Origin of the sequence: Pseudomonas sp. IT-P395 (genome assembly GCF_949767675.1) — a bacterium.
Lineage (GTDB): Bacteria > Pseudomonadota > Gammaproteobacteria > Pseudomonadales > Pseudomonadaceae > Aquipseudomonas.
In genome coordinates this window covers 1-22078 of record NZ_CATKPW010000004.1, presented here as the reverse complement: position 1 = coordinate 22078, position 22078 = coordinate 1, and the positions used below count along the sequence as shown (strand labels likewise).

The following is a 22078-nucleotide window of genomic DNA, read 5'->3' as shown; positions in this document are numbered from 1 at the left end:
TGATCGTTCCCATGCTCCGCGTGGGAATGACTCCGGTGACGCTCTGCGTCACAGCGGACGCGGAGCGTCCGGGGCTGCATTCCCACGCAGAGCGTGGGAACGATCCTCCTTACACAGCCAAAAGCCGCTCGCGCAGTTTGGCAATCTCATCACGCATCTGCGCCGCCGCTTCAAACTCCAGATCCCGCGCCAGCTGATACATCTTCTCTTCCAGCGCACGAATGCGTTTGGTGATCTCGCTCGGCGAGCGCAATTCGGCTTCGTACTTGGCGTTCTCTTCGGCGGCCTTGGCCATGCCTTTGCGCTTCTTGCTGCGCGAGCCCGGCACGGTGGCGCCTTCCATGATGTCGGCGACGTCCTTGATCACACCGCGCGGGGTGATGCCGTTTTCCAGGTTGAAGGCGATCTGCTTGTCGCGACGCCGCTCGGTCTCGCCGATCGCGCGCTCCATCGAACCGGTCATGCGATCGGCATAGAGAATCGCCCGACCATTGAGGTTACGCGCCGCGCGGCCAATGGTCTGGATCAGCGAGCGCTCGGAGCGCAGGAAACCTTCCTTGTCCGCATCGAGAATCGCCACCAGCGACACTTCCGGCATGTCCAGACCTTCACGCAGCAAGTTGATCCCGACCAGCACATCAAAAGTGCCAAGGCGCAGATCGCGGATGATCTCGACCCGCTCAACCGTATCGATGTCCGAGTGCAGATAACGCACACGCACGCCATGGTCGGCAAGGTAATCGGTAAGGTCTTCGGCCATGCGCTTGGTCAGCGTGGTGACCAGCACCCGCTCTTCGACCGCCACGCGTTTGCTGATTTCCGAGAGCAGATCGTCGACCTGAGTCAGCGCCGGGCGCACCTCAACCTGCGGGTCGACCAGACCGGTCGGCCGTACCACTTGCTCGACCACGCGCCCGGCGTGCTCGGCTTCGTAATTGCCCGGGGTCGCCGAGACAAAAATGGTCTGTGGGCTGACCCCTTCCCACTCGTCAAAACGCATCGGCCGGTTATCCAGTGCCGACGGCAGACGGAAGCCGTATTCGACGAGGGTTTCCTTGCGCGAACGGTCGCCCTTATACATCGCGCCGACCTGCGGCACGCTGACGTGGGATTCGTCGATCACCAGCAAGGCATCGGCCGGCAGGTAATCGTAGAGCGTCGGCGGCGCAGCGCCGGCCGGACGCCCGGACAGATAGCGCGAGTAGTTTTCGATACCGTTGCAGTAACCCAGTTCGAGGATCATTTCCAGGTCGAAACGGGTGCGCTGCTCCAGCCGCTGGGCTTCGACCAGTTTGTTGTTGCTGCGCAGGTATTCGAGGCGTTCCTGCAGTTCGACCTTGATGTGTTCGATGGCGTCGAGCAGGGTTTCCCGAGGCGTCACATAGTGGCTCTTCGGGTAGAAGGTGAAACGCGGCATCTTGCGGATGACTTCGCCGGTCAGCGGGTCGAACGCGGAAATGCTTTCGACTTCGTCATCGAACAGCTCGATACGGATCGCTTCCAGATCGGATTCCGCCGGGTAGATATCGATCACATCGCCGCGTACCCGGAAGGTCGCGCGGGCAAAATCCATGTCATTGCGGGTGTATTGCAGGTCGGCCAGACGCCGTAGCAGCGCACGCTGATCGAGTTTGTCGCCGCGATCGACATGCAGCACCATCTTCAAATAGGTTTCCGGGCTGCCCAGACCGTAGATACACGACACCGTGGTGACGATGATCGCGTCCTTGCGCTCGAGCAGCGCTTTGGTCGCGGACAGACGCATCTGCTCGATGTGGTCGTTGATTGACGCGTCCTTCTCGATGAAGGTGTCGGACGACGGCACATAGGCTTCGGGCTGATAGTAGTCGTAGTAGGAAACGAAGTATTCAACGGCGTTATTCGGGAAAAACGCCTTGAACTCGCCGTACAACTGCGCGGCGAGGGTCTTGTTCGGCGCCAGCACCAGCGTCGGGCGCTGAATCTGCGAGATGACATTGGCGATACTGAAGGTCTTGCCCGAGCCGGTCACACCGAGCAGCGTCTGGTGCGCCAGCCCGGCTTCGATACCCTCGACCAATTGGCGAATGGCTTCCGGTTGATCGCCGGCGGGCTCGAAGCGGGTGACGAGCTGGAATTCGGACATATACACCTCTGGGATCGCGGCATTCCGAACAAAGCGGAGCACCACGGGGACGACCGTAAACGACCGGTGTCGCGCAAGAAAAAACCTGGATTGTGCTCAATGTGGTGGCGATTGCCTCACCTTTCAAGGCAAACGTCCTACATCCGGTAAAGACTCTGACACGCGCAGTCGACTAACGGTCAAGAAATAATCGGAAAAACTTGCCTGAAAAGCCGAATCGCCTGTCGCCATTGTTCCGTAATGGCCTCTATACTAGCTCCCCGTTTGTGCACCGCTCTAGTGCATCCGGCTGGAGCGCGACACGTCCCTCCATTCTCCATTCAGAGCCGCCGCAATAATGAGCCTGTTCTCCGCTGTCGAAATGGCACCCCGCGATCCAATCCTGGGCCTCAACGAAGCATTCAACGCCGATACCCGGACCACCAAGGTCAACCTGGGCGTTGGCGTGTACTGCAACGAAGAGGGGCGAATTCCACTTCTGCGCGCCGTGATCGAAGCCGAGACGATTCGCGTCGCTCAACACGCTTCGCGCGGTTACCTGCCGATCGATGGCATCGCTGCCTACGACCAGGCCGTGCAAAAGCTGCTGTTCGGCAATGACTCGCCGCTGATCAGCGCCGGTCGTGTCATCACCACTCAGGCCGTCGGCGGGACCGGCGCACTGAAAATCGGTGCCGACTTCCTCAAGCAACTGCTGCCGAACGCTGTCGTGGCGATCAGCGACCCGAGCTGGGAAAACCACCGCGCCCTGTTCGAAACCGCCGGTTTCCCGGTGCAAAACTACCGTTACTACGACGCTGCCACCCACGACGTAAACCGTGCCGGCATGCTCGACGACCTTAACGCCCTGCCGAACGGCTCGATCGTTATCCTCCACGCTTGCTGCCACAACCCGACCGGCGTCGACCTGACCCCGGCGGACTGGAACAACGTGCTGGACGTGGTTAAAGCCAAAGGTCACGTACCGTTCCTCGACATGGCCTACCAGGGCTTTGGCGACGGTATCGACGAAGACGCCGCTGCCGTGCGCCTGTTCGCTGAATCCGGCCTGACCTTCTTCGTTTCGAGCTCGTTCTCCAAGTCGTTCTCGCTGTACGGCGAGCGCGTTGGCGCCCTGTCGATCATCAGCGAATCGAAAGAAGAAAGCGCGCGCGTGCTGTCGCAAGTCAAACGCGTGATCCGCACCAACTACTCCAATCCGCCAACCCACGGCGCAAGCATCGTAGCGGCCGTGCTGAACAGCCCGGAACTGCGCGCACAGTGGGAAGCCGAGCTGGCTGAAATGCGTCTGCGCATTCGTGGCATGCGCGAGCAGATGGTTGCCCTGCTGGCCGAGAAAGCCCCGGGCCGCGACTTCAGCTTCGTCGGTCGTCAGCGCGGCATGTTCTCCTACTCCGGCCTGACCACTGAGCAAGTGCATCGCCTGCGCAACGAGTTCGGCATCTACGCCCTGGATACCGGTCGTATCTGTGTGGCAGCGCTGAACCAGAGCAACATCAAGGCAGTAACGGATGCGATTGTTCAGGTCATCTGATTTCGCTGCGTGATGAAAAACGGGAAGCCTTGAGGCTTCCCGTTTTTTTATTGCCACGAAACAATCCCCATACCCTCTAAACTGCACACAAATCCCATTGTAGGAGTGAGCCTGCTCGCGATAGCGTTTTTTCAGCCGAAGCATCACTGTCTGACACACCGCTATCGCGAGCAGGCTCACTCCTACAGGGTTTTGTGTTTATCCGAGTATTTTGTGAGAAGCCAAATGAAAAACGACAACCTGCGCGCCGACCGTGACGATCTGGATGATTTCATCCCCCGCGCCTCAGCCAAACGCGAAAAAAGCCTGGTGCTGCAAGTAGCGGCCGGGGTGTTTCTCGGTGGTCTGGCGCTGTGGCTGGTGCAACTGGCGGCCACCGCGGCTTACGCCAAACTGATGATGGGCACCATCACCTTCGGCAGTTAAGCCAGTTCGCTCGCACGCTGACTCGCGGCATCGTCATAAACGACGTACAGCGATTCGGCGATCTGGCTTTTGATCGCCTTGGTGCTTTCAAGGCCCAGGACGAAGCCTTCGGCCTTGCCACCGGCGCGGTTCAATTCCTCAGCGGTGCTGGCCTGGGTGATTGCATCAAAAAGTTTTTCGGCGTGGGGACCGACGCCTTTGGGCAGGCTGATTTGCGCGATGCTCATGCGAACACCTCGCTGTTACAGGACAAACGGTTCATGACGCGGACCTTTTTCGGCAAATGGCCGGCAGCGCGTGTGACCACTTCCGGGCAGCCATGGTAGACCTCTGCTGCGGTTCTGGTAACCGCCAATCGCTGACAAGTCATCGTCCGTCCCGAGAATTCATTTAATTTTTCAGCCCATGCTTGACTTCTCTTTTTGAATCAGTAACATACGCACCAATTCCGCAATAGCTCAGTTGGTAGAGCAAATGACTGTTAATCATTGGGTCCCTGGTTCGAGTCCAGGTTGTGGAGCCAAATAGCAAAGCCCCTGAATCGAAAGATTCAGGGGCTTTTTTGTGGGCGCTCGAAAAGATCAGAAGATCGCAGCCTTCGGCAGCTCCTACAGATTCAGCGTTCATCCGCAGAATCGGCGGAGTATGAGATCTGTGTAGGAGCTGCCGAAGGCTGCGATCTTTTGATCTTGAAATGAAAAAGGGCCGATCTGCGGTTAACAGATCGACCCTTTTCTATTCAGCTACAGCGGTCAGACATGCTCGCTGCTTTTCACCTGCACCTTCGGCGCACCGTGCCCATGATCGTGATCATCAGGCTCGATCACCGGCACTTCCTTGCCATCGCAGTCATGCAGCTTACCGTCGCTGAAGTAATCGCCTTCACGCAGCGCCGCCAAATCGCGATAGCGCAGGGTCCGCTCTTCCGCCGCCGCAAACACCGACTGCTGATCCGAGTTACCGGCGGTGAAGTGGTTGAACGCCAGATTGAGCAGGATCGCCATGATCGCCGACGAGCTGATGCCCGAATGGAAAATGGTCGCGAACCAGCTTGGGAAGTGATCGTAGAAGTTCGGTGCGGCAATCGGGATCATGCCGAAACCGATCGAGGTGGCGACGATGATCAGGTTGACGTTGTTGCGGTAATCCACCTTGGACAGCGTGCGGATACCACTCGCCGCCACCGTGCCGAACAGCACGATACCGGCGCCGCCAAGCACCGAAGTCGGTACCGCAGCGATGACCCGGCCCATGAACGGCAGCAGGCCAAGAATCACCAGAAAGATGCCGCCAGTCGCCACTACATAGCGGCTCTTGATCCCGGTCACCGCCACCAGCCCGACGTTCTGGGCGAAGGCGCTCTGGGTGAACGAACCGAAAATCGGCGCAAACATACTCGACAGCATGTCCGCCCGCAGGCCATTGCCCAGACGTTTGGAATCGACTTTGGTGCCGATGATCTCACCGACCGCCAGAATGTCTGCCGACGTTTCTACCAGGGTCACCATGACCACAATGCACATCGACAGGATCGCGGCGAAGTGGAAGGTCGGCATGCCGAAGTGGAACGGCGTCGGGAAGCCGAACATCGGCCCGGTGGTGACGCTGGAGAAGTCCGCCATACCGAGGAACACCGCCAGCACCGTGCCGATCACCATGGCCAACAGGATCGACAGACGCGAGATGGTCGAGCTGCCGACCTTGCTCAGCAACAGCACCAATACCAGCGTCACCGCCGCCAGACCGATGTTCTGCATGCTGCCGAAATCCGGCGCGTGACTGTTGCCGCCCATCGCCCAGCGTGCGGCCACCGGCATCAGCGTCAGGCCGATGGTGGTGATCACGATACCGGTGACCAAGGGCGGAAAGAACTTGGTGATTCGCGAGAACACCGGCGTGATCAGTAACCCGATCAAGGACGCCGCTATCACCGCGCCGAGCACCGACTGGAAGCCGCCCTCCCCGCCACTGCTGACGATTGCGACCATGGTCGCCACGCCGGAGAACGACACACCCTGCACCAGCGGCAACTGACAGCCAAAAAACGGCAGACCCAGGGTTTGCAGCAGCGTCGCCAGCCCCCCCGCAAACAATGAAGCAGCAATCAGCAAACCGATGTCCGCCGGCGACAGGCCGGCCGCCTGGCCGATGATCAGTGGCACCGCAACGATACCGCCGTACATGGTCAGAACATGTTGCAGGCCGTAAGCCATATTCGCGCCGACCCCGAGATTTTCGTCCTCGGGCCGTTGGTGTGAAACATGGGGCGTTTTCATGGTGGGGGGTTCCCTGGTTTTTGTTATGCGCACACTGTATTCAAAACTCGCGACAAGTGTCCATGCTTTTGTATACAAAATATCCGGGGAGGGTTACTCGTCACTCAAACGGCCTGATGACTTGAGTACCCCCTCATCACGTGGCGCGATCAAAAGCCATGCCGTACGGATCAACGGATGCCCCCCGCCGGGCAAGAAAAGGAAGTCACCATGAGTGGAAAACCCGCTGCACGCGCCACAGACGCCACAACCTGCCCTGCCCATGCGGCGCAGAAAATAGTTGCCGGCTCTCCCGACGTATTCTTCGATGGTTTGCCAGCCGCGCGCCTCGGCGACACGGCCTCTTGCGGCAGTTCCATCAGCGGCAACATTTCCGCAACCGTCTTCATCAACGGTAAAAACGCCGCCACCCAAGGCAGTCTTGGTAGCCATGGCGACGTTATCGTCGGCGGTTCCGGCACCGTCATCATTGGCCAGAGCGGCGGTGGCGCTGCGATCAGCCCCGTTCCGCCGATCAACCTCGGTTTCGACGAACAGTTCACGTTGCTGGACGCCGACGGCGAGCCTGTCCCGGACTTCGCTTACAAAATCACCACCGCGTCCGGCAAGGTAATCCGCGGCATCACCAATGAGCGCGGACTGACCCAGAGAGTCTCGACCCGAGCGAGCGAACTGCTGCATCTGGAGCCTGACGACCTGGCCTGAGCAGGAAAAACCAGTGGCTGAATTCACCTGAAGGGAGTTGTAACCAGCATGGCGCAGGCAATACTCAACAATAACCGGGCTCCCTCGAACCGGCAGAGTGGCAGTACGCATCCCGCAGTCGTTGTCACCAAATACACCAAACGGGCTGACGAAAACGGCTGGCTGAGTGTAAAACTCGAACCTAAAGGCACGCTCGTCGCCCTCTGCGAATACACCAAAGTGACCTTCACCAAGGAGTCCGGTGGTCGAACCTACTTCCGGATCGCCGACGGCAATTCGGAGTTCGTCGGGCAGACGGCCAGCCTGAAAACCGAAAATGCCTTGAAGTACCTGATGGACACCCCGCCAACGGCGCCTGCCACCGTCAAGGTCAAGTACACCGGTGCACCGGCCCATGCGGTCTCGGAGTTCAAAGGCAAACTGCTGCAACAATGGGCACAGGTCAGCTTCAATGGCAAAACGGCGAAGGTGACGCTGAACAGCCAGTGGGGCGGCGAATTTACCCCGATCCCACCCGGACGCCATCGGATCATGGCGCCTGACCGCTCCCACGGAAATATCTCCACGGATGGCTACAAGGTACAAGGTAATCTGCATTGCACCGACGTCTGGTTTCCAATCGAACTGCAAGGTACAAAAGGCAACAGCAGCCGTTACATCCATGTCGGTCATTTGTCCGACGGCTGTGTCACCTTTTATGAGTTGATAAAATGGAACGACATCTACGACTACCTGATCTGCCGGCGAGTCAAAGGTGAAGGCGGGAAATATGTCGGTGAATTGCTGGTGGAGAAATAATTGAAACGGTTGCTACTTATCCGATGGATACCCGCGCTGCTGCTGGTCATTGCCAGCAGTGCCAGTGCCAGTGCCAGTGCCGACTTTGGCTGTGATGACTTTCTTTCGAAGCTCGCAGACAAGCCATCGTTTGTTGAATTCAAAGGCTGCAAACAGGCGCTTGACCGCATGGGCCAGCCATTTTCAGCCAGCTATGAAGTATCCGGGGCCAATGCTTCGAAAGCCGAACAGTACCTTGAACAGCACTTCGGGATTTTGCCGATCACGCGCGCCTGTTGTGTCTGGGACTCGACCCAAAATGGTTTCAGACATCCAGCAACAGGCATCAACTACCTCATCAGCATTGGCTCAGAGGAAACAGAGGTCAGGCAACGGGAGTCGTGGGCCAAGATCAATCGCTTCACGATCCAGGTCGATGCTTACGCTGAGGATCCCTGACCAGGCTGGATAAGGCGTCCGAGCACCGGCCTCAACAACTGTGGACTCGCGACCCGTATCCCGAACTCAACCTCAATCAGATCGAGTAGATCCTCGACGTCCGCGACCTCACGCCGCTCGCTCTCGGCGCCCATGCGATGAATGGCGAAACTGCCGTTGTTCAGCGTCTTGCGCCAGCCATCCCCGGTGCGCGCCACCATCAGGCGCTGACTGAACGGTGACTCGGGATGCGTCGAGACGTACCAGTTGCCGATGGTGTAATCGATGTCTTCCTGGCGTTGCAGATCGAACAGGTACATCGATCGCCACTCACCCGCCACCTTGGCACGCAGCATGTAGCCGTCGGCCTGTTTTTCAATGCGATAAGGTTCGTGAGGGGTCGCTTGCTCAGTCTCGGTATCGAGAAGCAGCGGCGCGGTCGGCACCATGCCACCGAAACCGACATCAGTGATGTAGCGCACATCGTCGATGGTCACCAGACTCAAACGGTGTGTACGCGCTGTCCAGCTGCCTTCGGGCTGATTCATTACCACGCGCCCGCTGATGGCCCGAGCGTCGAACCCCAGTTCCAGCAACAGGGCAAAGAACAGGTTATTCAGTTCATAGCAGTAACCACCGCGCCCACCGAGCAAGACTTTTTCTTCAATGGACGGCAGGTCGATCAACACCGGCGCCCCGCTGATCGTCGCCAGGTTCTCGAACGGAAACACGCCGGTATGACGCAATTGCAGCAGACGCAGGGTCGCAAGTGTCGGTTCCGGTGGCTTTTCAAAACCCAGACGTTGCAGGTACAGCTTCCGATTCGTCAGGCGTGGCTCACTCATTGCTCGATCCTTATGCATGGGGCCGCAGGTCACTGCGTTGATGGTCGCCATGTATACGGGATCCGGCACTGTTTTCGACAATTGATTTCGCCAATCGCCTGCTAGCGTTTCTTGCGTGAACCGATACGGATCCACGTCGGCGCATGGTCACTGGCGTGCGGTTCGTTGCGCACCCATGCGTCTACGCCGGCTTCATGCAGATAAGGACTCAGCGCCGGGTTGAGCAGCAGATGATCGATGCGCAGACCGGAGTTGGTTTGCCAGTGTTGGCGGAAGTAGTCCCAGAAGGTGTAGAGCCGATCCTCGGGATACAGATGCCGCAGCGAATCGGTCCAACCCTGATCGAGCAAGCGCTGATAACACTCGCGACTCTCAGGTTGCAGCAGCGCATCCTTGAGCCAGAAACGGGTGTTGTAGATGTCCATGTCGGTGGGCACGACGTTGTAGTCACCGGCCAGCACCACCGGGTGATCGCTGCTTTGCAAATCCTTCGCATACGCGATGAGCCGTTCGAACCAGGCCAGTTTGTAATCGAATTTCGGTCCCGGTTGCGGGTTGCCATTGGGCAGGTACAGGCAGCCGACCAGCACGCCGTGCACCGCCGCTTCCAGATAACGGCTGTGCTTGTCATCCGGATCGCCGGGCAAACCGCGACGACTTTCCAGCGGTTGCGCGTCGCGGGCGAGAATCGCCACGCCGTTCCACGAAGCCTGACCCTGCCATATCGCGCCGTAGCCGGCGGCCTCCAGCTCTGCGGCGGGGAATGCCGTGTCGACAGACTTGAGTTCTTGCAGGCAGGCGATGTCCGGTTGCTCGCGCTTGAGCCAATCCAGCAGATTCGGCAAACGTGCGCGCAGGCCGTTGACGTTGTAGGTGGCGATCCGCAGGTTTTTCATCGGCTGAGGCTCCTGCCCATGGGCTGTGAAAATTCTGACCTCGTGAACATCGCGCCGGTTGCATCGGATCCACCCGCTGCGGCGTAATAGGCGCTCGCCATTCGCCCGCTCCGCCGAGACCTGAATCCCATGCAAACCACGCTGCAAGGTCAGCGCATCCTTTTGCGCCCGCTCCAGTATTCAGATGCCGCTGCCCTGCTCCACGCTGCCGCTGACGGCGAATTGTGGAACCTCACCGTCACGGTCGTGCCGTCGGCGAGCACCGTCGACAGCTACCTGAAAAAAGCCCTCGATGGCCGTGACGCCGGCTCGGTGCTGCCGTTTGTCATTGTGCTCAAAGAGAGCGGCGAAGTGATCGGCTCTACACGTTTCTGGAAGATCGACCCGCTCAATCGCAAGCTGGAAATCGGTAGCAGCTGGATTTCCGCGAGCTGGCAAAAATCCTTCGTCAACACCGAAGCCAAATACCTGATGCTGCGCCACGCCTTCGACGTGCTCGATTGCGTGCGCGTGCAGTTCACCACCGACGAGAACAATCAGAAGTCACGTAACGCGATCCTGCGCCTTGGCGCGCAACAGGAAGGTATCGTCCGCCACGAGCGGATCATGCCGGACGGACGCAAGCGCAACTCGGTACGTTTCAGCATCATCGACGACGAGTGGCCGCAGGTACGCTTGCACCTGGAACAGAAACTCGCCGGCAACCGGTAATGCTCAGGTGCGATTGCGCAACCATTGTAGAAAGCCTTTTTTCGCCACCACCACCGGCGCTTCCTCGGTCAGCGATTGCGCCTTGTGCAGGCGGTAATCGAGCAAGGTTTTCATGGCATCGCTGATATCGTGGCGAGCGTCCAGACACGGCTTCAGGTAAGTCTTCTCGATGCGGTACAGGGCGCAGAAGGTTTTCGCGGCAAACTTGGCCGGCACAGAAGAATCGGAAAGTATGCCGGCCTCGCCGATCACTTCGCCGGGGCCCATGCGCCCGGACTCGAACGGCGTGCCATGGCGGGTCAAGGTCACCGTGACCACACCCGACTCGATAATGAACAAGTGATCGCTGACCTCCCCCGCCTCAAGAATCGTCTCGCCGGCACGGAAGGTTTGCAGGGTCATATTCTGGCTGAAGGTTTCTTTCTCTTCCTGGCGCAACGTCGAGAAAATCGGCGAGCTGTCGAGCAATGCCCGTGGCCGCGAAAGGTTGGCCGGCGCACCGTTTTCATTGCTCGATAGCAAACTCACCCCGGACGCCTGCAAGTGCCGATAGGCCAGATCGAACAGCTGATTACGCACCACACGCTTCTCGCCCATCGAGGCGACGAAACCGCTGATCTCGTATTCCGCACCGCTACTGCCGGAGCTTTTCAGCGCCACACTGGGCGCGGGAGTATCGAGCAACTGACGACAGCCCTGCATCGCCCGCTCCAGCGCATCGATCACTGAATTGGGCCGCGCGTGCGGGCTGACCTGCACGCTGACCGCGACACCGAACATATTGCTCGGCCGACTGAAGTTGATGATCTTGGCTTTGGCCGCCAGTGAGTTGGGAATCACCGCCATGCTGCCCTGGCTGGTTTGCAGGCGTGTGGCGCGCCAGTCGATGTCGGTGACCCGGCCTTCGGTGCCGTCGATGGAAATCCAGTCATCCAGTTGATAGGGCTTGGTGGTGTTGAGGACGATCCCGGAGAACACATCGCTGAGCGTGCTCTGCAAGGCCAGACCGACGATGATCGCCAACGCTCCGGAGGTGGCCAGCACGCCTTTGACTGGCAGATCCAGCACGTACGCCAGCGCGGCAATGATCGCGATGAGGAAAATCACCGCGCCGAGCAAATCCTGCAACAGCCGCCCGGTGTGCCCGACCCGTTGCATCATCACCGCGCCGATCAACACCGTCAGGGTGCGTGCGCCGAACAGCCACCAGCCAATCTGCAACCCGGTCGCTGCCAGGTGCAGCGGCACGTTGTCGGCCCACGGTGCGGGCTCCATCGGGTTGAGGCCTTCGTTGAACAGCAACACGCTGAACAAGGCGAAAATCAGCACCCGCACCAGCAGTTTCCACTCGCTGCCATGGGAGCTGATCAAGCGCCACAGACCGAGATCGAGAAGGATCAGGATCAACGCGCAAAATAACGGATGTTCGGTGAGCAGAGATAGCATCAAACAACTCCGACGAAGGCCAATCGCGAGAAGATCGCACAGATTGGGACAGTGTAGGAGCAATTGATTTCACAGCATGAACACGCCCGCAAAAACACCACAAAACCCATGTAGGAGCTGTCGCAGGCTGCGATCTTTTGATCTTGAAAAAACAACATCAAAAGATCGCAGCCTGCGGCAGCTCCTACACAGGTTTACGGGGTGGCGGGTTATTTATCGTTGCTCAGGCTGTTGTAGCTGGTGAACAGGTTGCGGTAGTCCGGGATATGGTTGGAAAACAGCGTGCCCAATCCTTCAATATCGTTGCGCCAGTCGCGGTGCAGTTCGCAGGCCAGCCCGAACCAGGTCATCAATTGCGCGCCAGCGCTGGACATACGATTCCATGCCGAATCGCGGGTCAGTTCGTTGAACGTACCGGAGGCATCGGTGACCACAAATACATCAAAGCCTTCCTCCAGTGCCGACAGCGCCGGGAATGCCACGCACACTTCCGTCACCACACCGGCGATGATCAACTGCTTCTTGCCGGTCGCCTTGATCGCCTTGACGAAATCCTCGTTGTCCCAGGCGTTGATCTGGCCTGGACGGGCGATGTACGGCGCGTCCGGGAACAGCGCTTTCAGCTCCGGCACCAGCGGGCCGTTGGGGCCGGTTTCGAAACTGGTGGTGAGGATCGTCGGCAGCTTGAAGTACTTGGCCAGATCGGCCAGTGCCAGCACGTTGTTCTTGAACTTGTCCGGATCAATATCGCGTACCAGCGACAGCAGCCCGGCCTGGTGGTCGACCAGCAGCACTGCGGCGTTGTTCTTGTCCAGACGTTTGTATTGAGTGGTCATAGCAGTAGTCCTCGCGGGTGGTAGAGGCCGACGGGGGCCGGCCTCAGGGGACTCGATCAGCGCTGGGAATCCAGCACTTCGTGTTCGTTCGCGACTTGCTGAGCCTTGAGGTAGCTCTCGATCAGCAATTGATAATGCGGCATGGCCTGGGCGTAGACCGCCGCCCACTGTTCGGCATCGGGACGGTTCCACGAGCCTTGCAGCTCGGAAAGCGTAGCCATGATGTCGATCGGCACCACCCCGGCCTGGGCCAAACGGGCAACGGTCAGATCAGTGGCGAGTTTTGAGTGATTGCCGGACGCGTCGACCACGGCAAACACCCTGTAGCCTTCGTGCACGGCGGCGATGGACGGGAACGCCAGGCACACGCTGGTCAGGGTTCCGGCGATCACCAACGTCTTCTTGCCGGTGGCTTTGACCGCTGCGTGAAATTCCGGATTGTCCCAGGCATTGATTTCGCCTTTGCGCGCCACGTATTGCGCATGCGGCGCCGCTTCGTGAATCTCCGGGATCAACGGCCCGTTCGGTCCTTGCGGCACGGAGGCGGTGGTGATTACCGGCATCTTCAACAGGGTCGCGGCTTTGGCCAGCGCAACGGCATTGGCGCGCAATTGCGGCACGTCGATGTCCTTGACGATCTGGAACAGACCGCTCTGGTGGTCGATCAGCAACATCGCTGCGTCGCTGGCATCGATGGTCGGTTTGTGGCCGTCGAAGTTCGCTGCATTGACAGTGTTCATGTGCGTGTCCTCTTTTCTATAGGCGACAGCCATCCCTGGCCTGCGAACCGGCCTACGCATCCTGTGTAGAGCGGAGTGGTGGTGCGTTAAGCGTGCATCTGGCCGAAGCGGCCGGACTGGAAGTCGGCGAACGCCTGATGGATTTCCTGCTCGGTGTTCATCACGAACGGGCCGTGGCCGACGATCGGTTCGTCGATCGGCTCGCCGCTGAGCAGCAAAACCACCGCGTCATGGCTGGCTTCGAGCGTCATCTGATGGCCGTCACGCTCGAACAGCGCCAACTGCCCTTCGCGCACCGATTCCACACCGTTGACCTGCACCGAGCCTTTGAGCACCACCAGAGCGGTGTTGCGGCCTTCGTGCAGATCCAGCGTCAGCAACTTGCCGGCGTTGAGGCGCAAGTCCCACACGTCGATCGGTGTGAAGGTGCGCGACGGGCCTTTGTGGCCCTTGAACTCACCGGCGATCAGCCGCAAGCGGCCGGCATTTTCCTTGAGCGCAATGCTCGGGATGTCGCTGTCGAGAATGGTCTGGTAGCCCGGCGCGGCCATTTTGTCCTTGGCCGGCAGGTTGACCCACAGCTGGACCATTTCCAGTTTGCCGCCGGTTTTGGCGAAGTTTTCCGAATGGAACTCCTCGTGGAGGATCCCGGAAGCCGCGGTCATCCATTGCACATCGCCCGGGCCGATCACGCCGCCACTACCGGTCGAGTCGCGGTGCTGCACTTCGCCTTCATAAACGATAGTCACGGTTTCGAAACCACGGTGCGGATGCTGACCAACGCCACGCCGTTCGGAGGTCGGGGTGAAATCGGCAGGGCCAGCGTGATCGAGCAGCAGGAACGGGCTGATGTGTTTGCCCAGGTTGTCGTAGGAAAACAGCGTGCGAACCGGGAAACCATCGCCGACCCAATGGCCGCGCGGGCTGGTGTAGATACCGATGATGTTTTTCATGGTTGTCTCCAATGGGGTGAGTGATGCGATGGATTAAGCTTAAATCCATGACCATTAATGCACTAGACTGCAAAAATCAGCCTTAGCGTTCTATCTGGAGAACGATGGTGGAAGACCTCAATACCCTCTACTACCTCACCCAAGTGGTCGAACACCACGGTTTCGCCGCTGCCGGGCGCGCACTGGACATGCCCAAATCAAAACTCAGCCGGCGTATTTCCGAACTGGAAGAGCGCCTCGGCGTACGCCTGCTGCACCGCACCAGCCGCCATTGCTCGCTGACCGAAATCGGCCAGGCGTATTACCAGCGCTGCCTGGCCATGCGCGTCGAAGCCGAAAGCGCCGCCGAGCTGATCGAGCGCAATCGCTCCGAACCGCAGGGCCTGGTGCGCCTGAGTTGCCCGACGGCGCTGCTTAACTCGTGGGTCGGGCCGATGCTCACGCGTTACATGCTCAAGTACCCGCTGGTGGAGTTGTTCATCGAGAGCACCAATCGCCGCGTCGATCTGCTGCACGAAGGCTTCGACATTGCCTTGCGCGTGCGCTTTCCGCCGCTGGAGAACACCGACATGGTCATGAAGGTGCTGGGCAACAGCACGCAATCGGTGGTCGGTAGCCCACAGTTTGTCGAACGCCTGTCGTCACCGCCCTCGCCCGCTGACCTCAATGGTTTGCCGAGCCTGCATTGGGGCGCGGCGCAGCGTGAATATCAATGGGAGTTGCTGGGGCCGAATGACCACACGGCGCAGATCCGCCACACGCCGCGGATGGTCACCGATGATTTGATCGCGTTGCGTCAGGCGGTGATTGCCGGGGTTGGCGTGGCGCACTTGCCGAGTGTGGTGGTGCGTGAGGATATTGCCGCCGGACGCGTCGTCGAGCTGATTCCGGGTTGGGCGCCGAAGTGCGGGGTGGTGCATGCGATCTTTCCGTCGCGGCGCGGGTTGTTGCCGTCGGTGCGCACGTTGATTGATTTTCTCGGCGAGGAGTTTGCCCACAGTGACATTGCCTGAATCGGTGGTGCGCCCGCTCGCGAAGAGGCCAGCCCGGACAACACAAATCCTGGAAAAGATTCATGACTTCTGATCAACAGTGCTTTGCCCCACCAGCGGTTTTTCTCAACGATTCAGACATGGATACTCCTGCCCATTCCCACTGCAACCCTGGAGTCTTTCATGTCTGTACCCGCTTTCGGTCTTGGTACGTTTCGTCTGCAAGGCCAAGTGGTCATCGATTCGGTGAGCACCGCACTTGAACTCGGCTACCGGGTCATCGACACCGCGCAAATCTACGAAAACGAAGCCGATGTCGGCGCGGCCATTGCGGCCAGCGGCATCCCACGCGACGAGCTGTTCCTCACCAGCAAGATCTGGGTCGCCAACTTCGCCAAGGATCGTTTGATCGACAGCCTCAAGGAGAGCCTGCAGAAATTGCAGACCGACTACCTCGACCTGACGTTGATTCACTGGCCATCACCGGAAGACCAGGTACCGGTCGAAGAATTCATGGGCGCGCTGCTGGAGGCCAAGCGCCTGGGCCTGACCCGGCAGATCGGCGTGTCCAACTTCACCATCGACTTGATGAAACAGGCCATCGCGGCCGTCGGTGCCGACAACATCGCAACCAATCAGATCGAACTGCATCCGTACCTGCAGAACCGCAAGGTAGTCGAGTTTGCCCGCAGCCAAGGCATCCACATCACCTCGTACATGACCCTCGCCTACGGTGAAGTGTTGAAAGATCCGTTGCTCCAGCAGATCGCCGAACGCCTGCAGGCGACGCCGGCACAAGTCACCCTGGCCTGGGCGATGCAGTCGGGCTACGCGGTGATCCCGTCGTCGACCAAACGTGACAACCTGCAAAGCAATCTTGCTGCCACCGCGCTGACGCTAAGCGACGCCGATATGGCGCTGATTGCCACACTCGATCGCGGCCATCGCCTGACCAGCCCGAAAGGCATCGCGCCTGATTGGGACTGACCCGACACGCGTCAGATGTGTAGACGTTGCGCGAGGCTGGCCATGGCCTCGCGCAACGTCTCGACCGCGATGCCCAGCGTTGCCGCTTGCGCCTGTTGACTCGCCAGCTCCAGATCAACACACGCCGCCACTACCCGCGCTGCGCCCACCATCTGCGCCCCGCCCTTGATGTGATGAGTGAGCTCACGCAGCCCTGCGCGATCCTGCTCAGGCTGCAAATCATCAAGGCGTTGCAGATCGAGCTGCAAACTGTTCAACACTTCCTTGCGCAACTGTTCGATCAGGGCATGATCATCCCCGGCCATTTGCTCCAGGGTGCTCAGGTCGATTTCCGCCAACACCGGCGTTTCGCCGGGGGCAGCCGCGATGTCGCAATGACTGGCCGCCGTCAATGCCTGCGCCAGGTCGTGCAAGCGGATCGGTTTGAACAGACAGTCGTCCATGCCGGCATTCAGGCAGCGCGTGCGCTCCTCAACCTGAGCGTTGGCGGTAAAGCCGAGGATCAGACAGGGTTCGCGACCAGCCATTGCTTCTTCATCACGAATGGCCTGCGCCAGTTGATAACCGTTGCGCCGCGGCATGTTGCAATCGGTGATCACCACATCGAACGCCTGTGCACGCCAGCGCTCCAGCCCTTCATCGCCGTTCACGGTGTCGACCGTGCGATGGCCGAGTTCAGTCAACTGCCAGCACAGCAGCAAGCGGTTCACCGGATGATCGTCCACCACCAGAACACTCAATGAACACGTAGCGGCGATCAGTGTGTAGGACGGCGCCGTGGCCTGAGCGAGGGCTTCCAACAGCGGCAGCTCGAGGCTGACTTCGACCTGCGTTCCTTCACCCTGTGCACTGTCGAGTCGCAGCGTGCCGCCCATCATTTCGCAGAGGCTGCGACTGATCACCAGACCCAGTCCGGAGCCGCTGCGGGCCGCTTGCGAATCAGCGCCCGCCTGCACGAACGGGCTGAACAGCCGTCGCCGGTCATCGTCGCTGATCCCCACCCCACTGTCTTCAATCAGTACCTTCACCGCCAGGTGTTCGGCGACCATTGCGGTCACCACCAGCCGCAGACTGACCTCGCCCTCCTCGGTGAACTTGATCGCGTTGCTCAACAGATTCGACAGCACCTGTTTGAAGCGCGTCGGGTCGATCAGCACGTCAACATCGCTGCGAGCATCAAGTTCGATGTGCCACAACAAACGCTTCTGGCGCGCCAGCCCTTCAAACACCCGACACACCGACACCACCAGTTCGCGCAGGTTGGCGCGTTCCGGCGCGAGGGACAAATGCCCGGTCTCGATCCGTGCGATGTCGAGAATGTCGCCGATCAGCGCCAGCAATTGTTGCCCGGCATTGGAGGCCACCTGAATGGCCAAACGATCGGTCTGGCCTTCCTCGGCGCGCTTCAAGGCCAGTTCAAGCATGCCGATCAAGGCGTTCATCGGTGTACGGATTTCATGGCTCATGGTCGCCAGAAACGTGGTTTTCGCCCGATTGGCGTCGTCCGCCGCCTCCTTGGCTTCCTGCAATTGCTGCAACCATTGCTGGCGCCGACGAATCTGCTGGCGCTGAAAAACGATCCAGGCCAGCGCCAGCGTCAGCAAAACCGCTGCACCGGCAAAGCCCAGCAGAATTTCGCGACGATGCCGTAACCAGTAACTGTCATCCACAACCACATCGTGGCTCCAGCGCTCAACCAATTCGTCCATCTGTTGCGGGGCGATGCTCAGTAAAGCCTTGTTCAGGATCGAATGCAGTGCCGGCATGTGCGGCGCCGTCGCCAGCGCAATGCGCGCCGGTTGATCACCGACCGTGCCGCTGATGCGCAGACGCTCGCGGTAGTGACGGGCGATCAGAAAGCGCGCTACCAGCAACGAGCTGACCGTGGTGTCGACCTGGCCTTTGGCGATCAACGCCATGCCTTCGGCGGGGCTTTTGACTTCGATCAGACGGATGCGCGGCACCCGTTCCAATAAATATCCGCGTAACGGATGGCCGCGATAAATCGCCAGCCGTTTATCGTTCAGATCATCAAGGTTGAGCGGTCCCTGCACGGTGATTGCACTGACCAGCACAAACGGATTGTTCAGATAGGCGCGGGTAAATTGCAGTTCGGTTTCGCGCTCGCTGCTCGGCGTCACCACCGGCAATACATCGAGTTCACCGGCCTTGAGCTGTTCGATCTGGCGATCCAGCGACGTTCCGCGCACAACTTCGAAGTTCAGCCCGCTACGCTGGCTGATCAGGCTCAGCAGTTGCGCCGACAGCCCGCTGAAACGGCCATCGGCATCAAAGAAAGTCAGCGGTGCGAAATCTTCGATGGCACCGACGCGCACCACCGGATGCTGGTCCAGCCACTCCTGCTCGCTGGCACTGAGTTGCACCCGCGACTGTTCAGCCATTTCGGCAAGGCCTGCGCTCCAGCGTTGCTCGATACGTTGCCGGCGCTCCATGGGGATGGCGGTCAACGCTTTATCGACGATGCGTTTGAGACGCGCGTCGCTGCGCAACAGGGCAAAACCGAACGAATTGGCGTCCAGTCCCGCCGGGCCGGCCAACTGCAGGTCGTTACGATAATTGGTGTTGATCAGGTAGTTGGCACTGATGAAGTCGCCCAGATACACGTCATCCGCGCCGAACGCCACTGCCCCGAGCGCATCCATCGCCGAAGGGTAGCGCTGCACGCTGGCCTGGGGATAGAACGCTTGTACGCTGGCCAGTGGCAGATAGTCCTCGACCATGGCCAGACGCTTGCCGGCCAGATCGCTCGGCAACCGCTCTTCGAGCCGAGTCACCAGCATCGGCTGATCTTCGGCGTAAGCACGGGACAGAATGAAGTCCGGGTCGGCGGCTTCAAAACTGTTGGAAGTCCCCAGCAGATCAAGATCACCGCGTTTGAGTGCCGCCATCACGGCATCGCGGTTGGCAAAACGCTGCACTTCGATGCGCACACCGAGCAACTGCGCCAGCAGATCAGCGTAATCGGCGGTCAACCCTTCGAGTTCATGCTGATTGCGGGTGATCTCGAACGGTGGGTAATCCGGACCAGAAACGCCCATGCGCAGTATCGGGTGCTGACGCAGCCATTGCCGGTCCTGTTCGTCCAGGCGCAACTGGTTGTTTTCCGGCCCGCTGCGGGTCAGTACTTGCAGCACTTGTGGCGTGTCACTCGCCCAGCAGGTGGCTATCAGACTCAGCCACAGCCAGAAAATCTGCCATCCCTGCTTCATGTCCGCTCGCTCAGATCACATGATTGCGCTTGGCGAAATCGCGCAAGTGCACCGCTGAGCGGACCCCGAGCTTTTTCATCAGACGGGTTTTATAGGTGCTGACGGTTTTGTGGCTCAGGTGCATGTCCTCAGCAATCGCCTTGTTGGACTTGCCCTGCCCCAGTTGCTGGAAAATGCTCAACTCACGATCGGAGAGCTGATCGATCATCTGTTTCTCCGTGGTTTGCACGGCATTCAGCGTGCTGAAAATGTCCGGGAGCGTAGAAAAATAGGTATGCCCCGACATCACCGCCCGAATGGCGTTGCGCAATTGCTCCAGTTGATTGGTTTTGGTCACGTAGGCCATGGCCCCGGCACGCACGCAGCGATCCTGATAGAACATGGGTTCGTGTGTGCTGAACACCAGCACGCGGCAAGCAAAATCATTGGCCTTGATCCGGGCAAGAACCTCCAGCCCACCGAGTACCGGCAAGTTCAGATCGAGTATCACCAATCGAGGCTGGTGTTCCCGAATCAGCGACACCACCTCGTTGCCTTGGGACGCCTCGTAGATCTCTTTGAATCCTGCAGCTTGCAACACGATCCGGATGGCGGCGCGCACCACTGGATGATCGTCGACGATCAGCGCTGACTTCATGGCCACTCCCGGTGCAAAGTCTGACGAACAGGCCACCGATGGGGGCTGATCCAGACTCAGTGGCTGCGCCGGGACTGTTACATGGAACGGCGGGCAAATCACCTGTCAGACCTGACAGTTGCGGCCAGTGTTTTTTTATGCATGAGCAGCGAATTTTAGCGGTGAATATGGCTGGCAGGCTGAAAAAAGCTGCCGTCTCGCGGGTGTATCGACCAGCGCCATCAACTGACTGATCGACTGTTTTGAGGGCAGTGCCAAATGGCTGATTTGCACATTTTCCTGGGCGAAACCCGAGGCCTGTTGTAATGGTGCGGTGGATTCGTTGTAGATCAGCGCCTGACGAACCTGTGGGTTATCCAGGAAAAACCCCAGCAGATCCAGCGAACCTGCGGCCAGTTCGGCATTGATGACCACCGCATCGAACGGCTCGCAACCGTAGTCCACCAGCGTCAGCAGTTCGGTGAGGCTCTGTGCCGGAGCCACGCGGTAGTAATCGAGGCTGTTGAACAGACGTTCGATTTTCATCCGGTGGAAATGCTGCGTGTCGGCGATCAGGATGCGCAGGGTTTTCGTGATCATGGTCAATCTCGCGGGATTTGCGTTTTCTGGGTGTGGCAAGACTACGCAAGCCCTACGGCGGGTTCTGTAGGAATATTCCGAAAAATACGGCTATTCATCGCAGGCTCAACGAGCCAGTCCCCTCACTCGACGTTTTAGTGACCGACTGAAACCCCTTGAAGATGAAGAGCGCTTTATTCGGTGGTACTCGGACTCCAGAACGCCTGCACCACCAGCGCCGATGTGGAAATCCGCGCCACCAGTGCGTCGAGTTCATCACCGTCGACCGACGTTGTCGCCAGCGTCGCTTCGATTTCGATTTCATCGGCACCGAACGCATGCACATCCACGTCGCTGGCCGGGTAGTTGCTGCGTTCAAGCTCGGCTTCGAGCAACGCGAACACGGCGGTTTGCTGGGAGCGCCGGGCGATGACATAGACGATATTGGTGACTTCCGCCGAAACCACGTCCAAGGGCTGGCGGTTGATGTTGTTGACGATTGGCCGCAGCAAGGTGTTTGCGGCCAGAATGAACAGTGTGCCGAGCACCGCTTCGGCAAGCAGGTCGGCACCGGCACAGGCGCCGACCGCTGCTGAAGTCCACAACGTTGCAGCGGTGTTGAGGCCGCGCACATTGCCCTCTTCGCGCATGATCACCCCGGCGCCGAGAAAGCCGATGCCGGAGACCACGTAGGCGACCACGCGTACCGCACCTTCTGCGCCGGCGAGACGGTTGGCCATGTCGACGAAAATCGCTGCACCGACGGCGACCAGTACGTTGGTGCGCAGGCCGGCAGTGCGTTGCCGGTACTGGCGCTCGAAGCCGATCAGACCACCGAGAATGAACGCAGCGCTGAGGCTGACCAGGGTGTCGAGCAGCGAATCGAGGTTGAGGTTGTTGATGGCTTGCATAGTAATTTCCCTGAATACACACAAATCCCTCTGTAGGAGCTGCCGCAAGCTGCGA

Annotated in this window: 21 protein-coding genes and 1 tRNA gene; 9 read left to right on the top strand and 13 right to left on the bottom strand. The window is 59.4% G+C overall.

What is annotated here, in order from left to right; all coding sequences use genetic code 11:
- Positions 1 to 109 precede the first annotated feature (109 nt).
- Positions 110 to 2125: an excinuclease ABC subunit UvrB gene (gene uvrB / locus ACM6IN_RS03465; protein WP_007913411.1), complete on the bottom strand. Its 2016-nt coding sequence runs from the start codon at positions 2123 to 2125 to the stop codon at positions 110 to 112.
- Between the two features lie 337 nt (positions 2126 to 2462).
- Between uvrB and ACM6IN_RS03460 the strand changes: the two genes are divergently transcribed.
- Entirely contained in the window at positions 2463 to 3659 is a 1197-nt protein-coding gene (locus ACM6IN_RS03460) for an amino acid aminotransferase (RefSeq protein ID WP_134174331.1), read from the top strand.
- A gap of 225 nt (positions 3660 to 3884) precedes the next feature.
- Positions 3885 to 4085 carry a hypothetical protein gene (locus ACM6IN_RS03455; RefSeq protein ID WP_038363595.1) on the top strand — a complete coding sequence of 67 codons (201 nt, stop codon included), beginning with the start codon at positions 3885 to 3887 and terminating at the stop codon, positions 4083 to 4085.
- On the opposite strand, the gene ACM6IN_RS03450 is transcribed toward ACM6IN_RS03455, so the two are convergent.
- The gene (locus ACM6IN_RS03450; protein WP_007913405.1) at positions 4082 to 4312 is read right to left on the bottom strand and encodes a hypothetical protein; all 231 of its coding nucleotides are present in this window, start codon (positions 4310 to 4312) and stop codon (positions 4082 to 4084) included. The genes ACM6IN_RS03455 and ACM6IN_RS03450 overlap by 4 nt on opposite strands.
- Before the next feature lie 220 nt (positions 4313 to 4532).
- Here ACM6IN_RS03450 and ACM6IN_RS03445 point away from each other — a divergent pair.
- Positions 4533 to 4608 (top strand) — tRNA-Asn (locus ACM6IN_RS03445).
- 229 nt (positions 4609 to 4837) lie between these two features.
- On the opposite strand, the gene ACM6IN_RS03440 is transcribed toward ACM6IN_RS03445, so the two are convergent.
- On the bottom strand, positions 4838 to 6361 hold the full coding sequence (locus ACM6IN_RS03440) for a nucleobase:cation symporter-2 family protein (protein WP_007913403.1): 1524 nt from the start codon (positions 6359 to 6361) through the stop codon (positions 4838 to 4840).
- A gap of 210 nt (positions 6362 to 6571) precedes the next feature.
- Here ACM6IN_RS03440 and ACM6IN_RS03435 point away from each other — a divergent pair, with 210 nt between their 5' ends.
- The 3 genes from ACM6IN_RS03435 to ACM6IN_RS03425 are packed head-to-tail and all read left to right on the top strand — an operon-like array spanning position 6572 to position 8302.
- The gene (locus tag ACM6IN_RS03435) at positions 6572 to 7066 is read left to right on the top strand and encodes a PAAR domain-containing protein (RefSeq protein WP_095111762.1); all 495 of its coding nucleotides are present in this window, start codon (positions 6572 to 6574) and stop codon (positions 7064 to 7066) included.
- Between the two features lie 48 nt (positions 7067 to 7114).
- Positions 7115 to 7864, top strand: coding sequence for a hypothetical protein (locus ACM6IN_RS03430; RefSeq protein ID WP_123374806.1), 750 nt, complete (start codon positions 7115 to 7117; stop codon positions 7862 to 7864).
- Complete coding sequence (locus ACM6IN_RS03425) at positions 7865 to 8302, top strand: DUF4952 domain-containing protein (protein ID WP_414915414.1); 438 nt, start codon at positions 7865 to 7867, stop codon at positions 8300 to 8302.
- On the opposite strand, the gene ACM6IN_RS03420 is transcribed toward ACM6IN_RS03425, so the two are convergent.
- The gene (locus ACM6IN_RS03420) at positions 8284 to 9126 is read right to left on the bottom strand and encodes an arylamine N-acetyltransferase family protein (protein ID WP_414915413.1); all 843 of its coding nucleotides are present in this window, start codon (positions 9124 to 9126) and stop codon (positions 8284 to 8286) included. The genes ACM6IN_RS03425 and ACM6IN_RS03420 overlap by 19 nt on opposite strands.
- Positions 9127 to 9227: 101 nt before the next feature.
- A complete protein-coding gene (gene xth, locus ACM6IN_RS03415) occupies positions 9228 to 10022 on the bottom strand; it encodes an exodeoxyribonuclease III (protein WP_414915412.1) in 795 nt (264 codons plus the stop codon).
- A 129-nt stretch (positions 10023 to 10151) separates the two neighbouring features.
- Here xth and ACM6IN_RS03410 point away from each other — a divergent pair, with 129 nt between their 5' ends.
- Entirely contained in the window at positions 10152 to 10733 is a 582-nt protein-coding gene (locus ACM6IN_RS03410) for a GNAT family N-acetyltransferase (RefSeq protein WP_007913394.1), read from the top strand.
- Positions 10734 to 10736: 3 nt separating this feature from the next.
- Here ACM6IN_RS03410 and ACM6IN_RS03405 read toward each other — a convergent pair whose 3' ends face one another.
- The 4 genes from ACM6IN_RS03405 to ACM6IN_RS03390 form a co-directional block, all read right to left on the bottom strand.
- On the bottom strand, positions 10737 to 12179 hold the full coding sequence (locus ACM6IN_RS03405) for a mechanosensitive ion channel domain-containing protein (RefSeq protein ID WP_414915411.1): 1443 nt from the start codon (positions 12177 to 12179) through the stop codon (positions 10737 to 10739).
- Between the two features lie 209 nt (positions 12180 to 12388).
- Entirely contained in the window at positions 12389 to 13015 is a 627-nt protein-coding gene (ycaC, locus tag ACM6IN_RS03400; RefSeq protein ID WP_007913392.1) for an isochorismate family cysteine hydrolase YcaC, read from the bottom strand.
- A gap of 56 nt (positions 13016 to 13071) precedes the next feature.
- A complete protein-coding gene (locus tag ACM6IN_RS03395) occupies positions 13072 to 13755 on the bottom strand; it encodes an isochorismatase family protein (protein ID WP_414915410.1) in 684 nt (227 codons plus the stop codon).
- A gap of 86 nt (positions 13756 to 13841) precedes the next feature.
- Complete coding sequence (locus ACM6IN_RS03390) at positions 13842 to 14708, bottom strand: pirin family protein (protein ID WP_414915409.1); 867 nt, start codon at positions 14706 to 14708, stop codon at positions 13842 to 13844.
- Between the two features lie 104 nt (positions 14709 to 14812).
- Here ACM6IN_RS03390 and ACM6IN_RS03385 point away from each other — a divergent pair, with 104 nt between their 5' ends.
- Together ACM6IN_RS03385 and dkgB are read left to right on the top strand one after the other, a co-directional pair.
- Complete coding sequence (locus ACM6IN_RS03385) at positions 14813 to 15721, top strand: LysR substrate-binding domain-containing protein (protein WP_414915408.1); 909 nt, start codon at positions 14813 to 14815, stop codon at positions 15719 to 15721.
- Between the two features lie 162 nt (positions 15722 to 15883).
- The gene (gene dkgB, locus ACM6IN_RS03380; protein ID WP_414915407.1) at positions 15884 to 16687 is read left to right on the top strand and encodes a 2,5-didehydrogluconate reductase DkgB; all 804 of its coding nucleotides are present in this window, start codon (positions 15884 to 15886) and stop codon (positions 16685 to 16687) included.
- A gap of 11 nt (positions 16688 to 16698) precedes the next feature.
- On the opposite strand, the gene ACM6IN_RS03375 is transcribed toward dkgB, so the two are convergent.
- The 4 genes from ACM6IN_RS03375 to ACM6IN_RS03360 all read right to left on the bottom strand — a co-directional run bounded on the left by ACM6IN_RS03375 (position 16699) and on the right by ACM6IN_RS03360 (position 22023).
- A complete protein-coding gene (locus ACM6IN_RS03375) occupies positions 16699 to 19917 on the bottom strand; it encodes a transporter substrate-binding domain-containing protein (protein ID WP_414915406.1) in 3219 nt (1072 codons plus the stop codon).
- Between the two features lie 10 nt (positions 19918 to 19927).
- On the bottom strand, positions 19928 to 20554 hold the full coding sequence (locus ACM6IN_RS03370) for a response regulator transcription factor (RefSeq protein ID WP_007913386.1): 627 nt from the start codon (positions 20552 to 20554) through the stop codon (positions 19928 to 19930).
- A 135-nt stretch (positions 20555 to 20689) separates the two neighbouring features.
- Positions 20690 to 21133: a chemotaxis protein CheY gene (locus tag ACM6IN_RS03365; RefSeq protein WP_414915405.1), complete on the bottom strand. Its 444-nt coding sequence runs from the start codon at positions 21131 to 21133 to the stop codon at positions 20690 to 20692.
- 173 nt (positions 21134 to 21306) lie between these two features.
- Positions 21307 to 22023, bottom strand: a complete 717-nt coding sequence (locus ACM6IN_RS03360) for an MgtC/SapB family protein (protein ID WP_007913384.1) — start codon at positions 22021 to 22023, stop codon at positions 21307 to 21309.
- Positions 22024 to 22078: the final 55 nt, after the last annotated feature.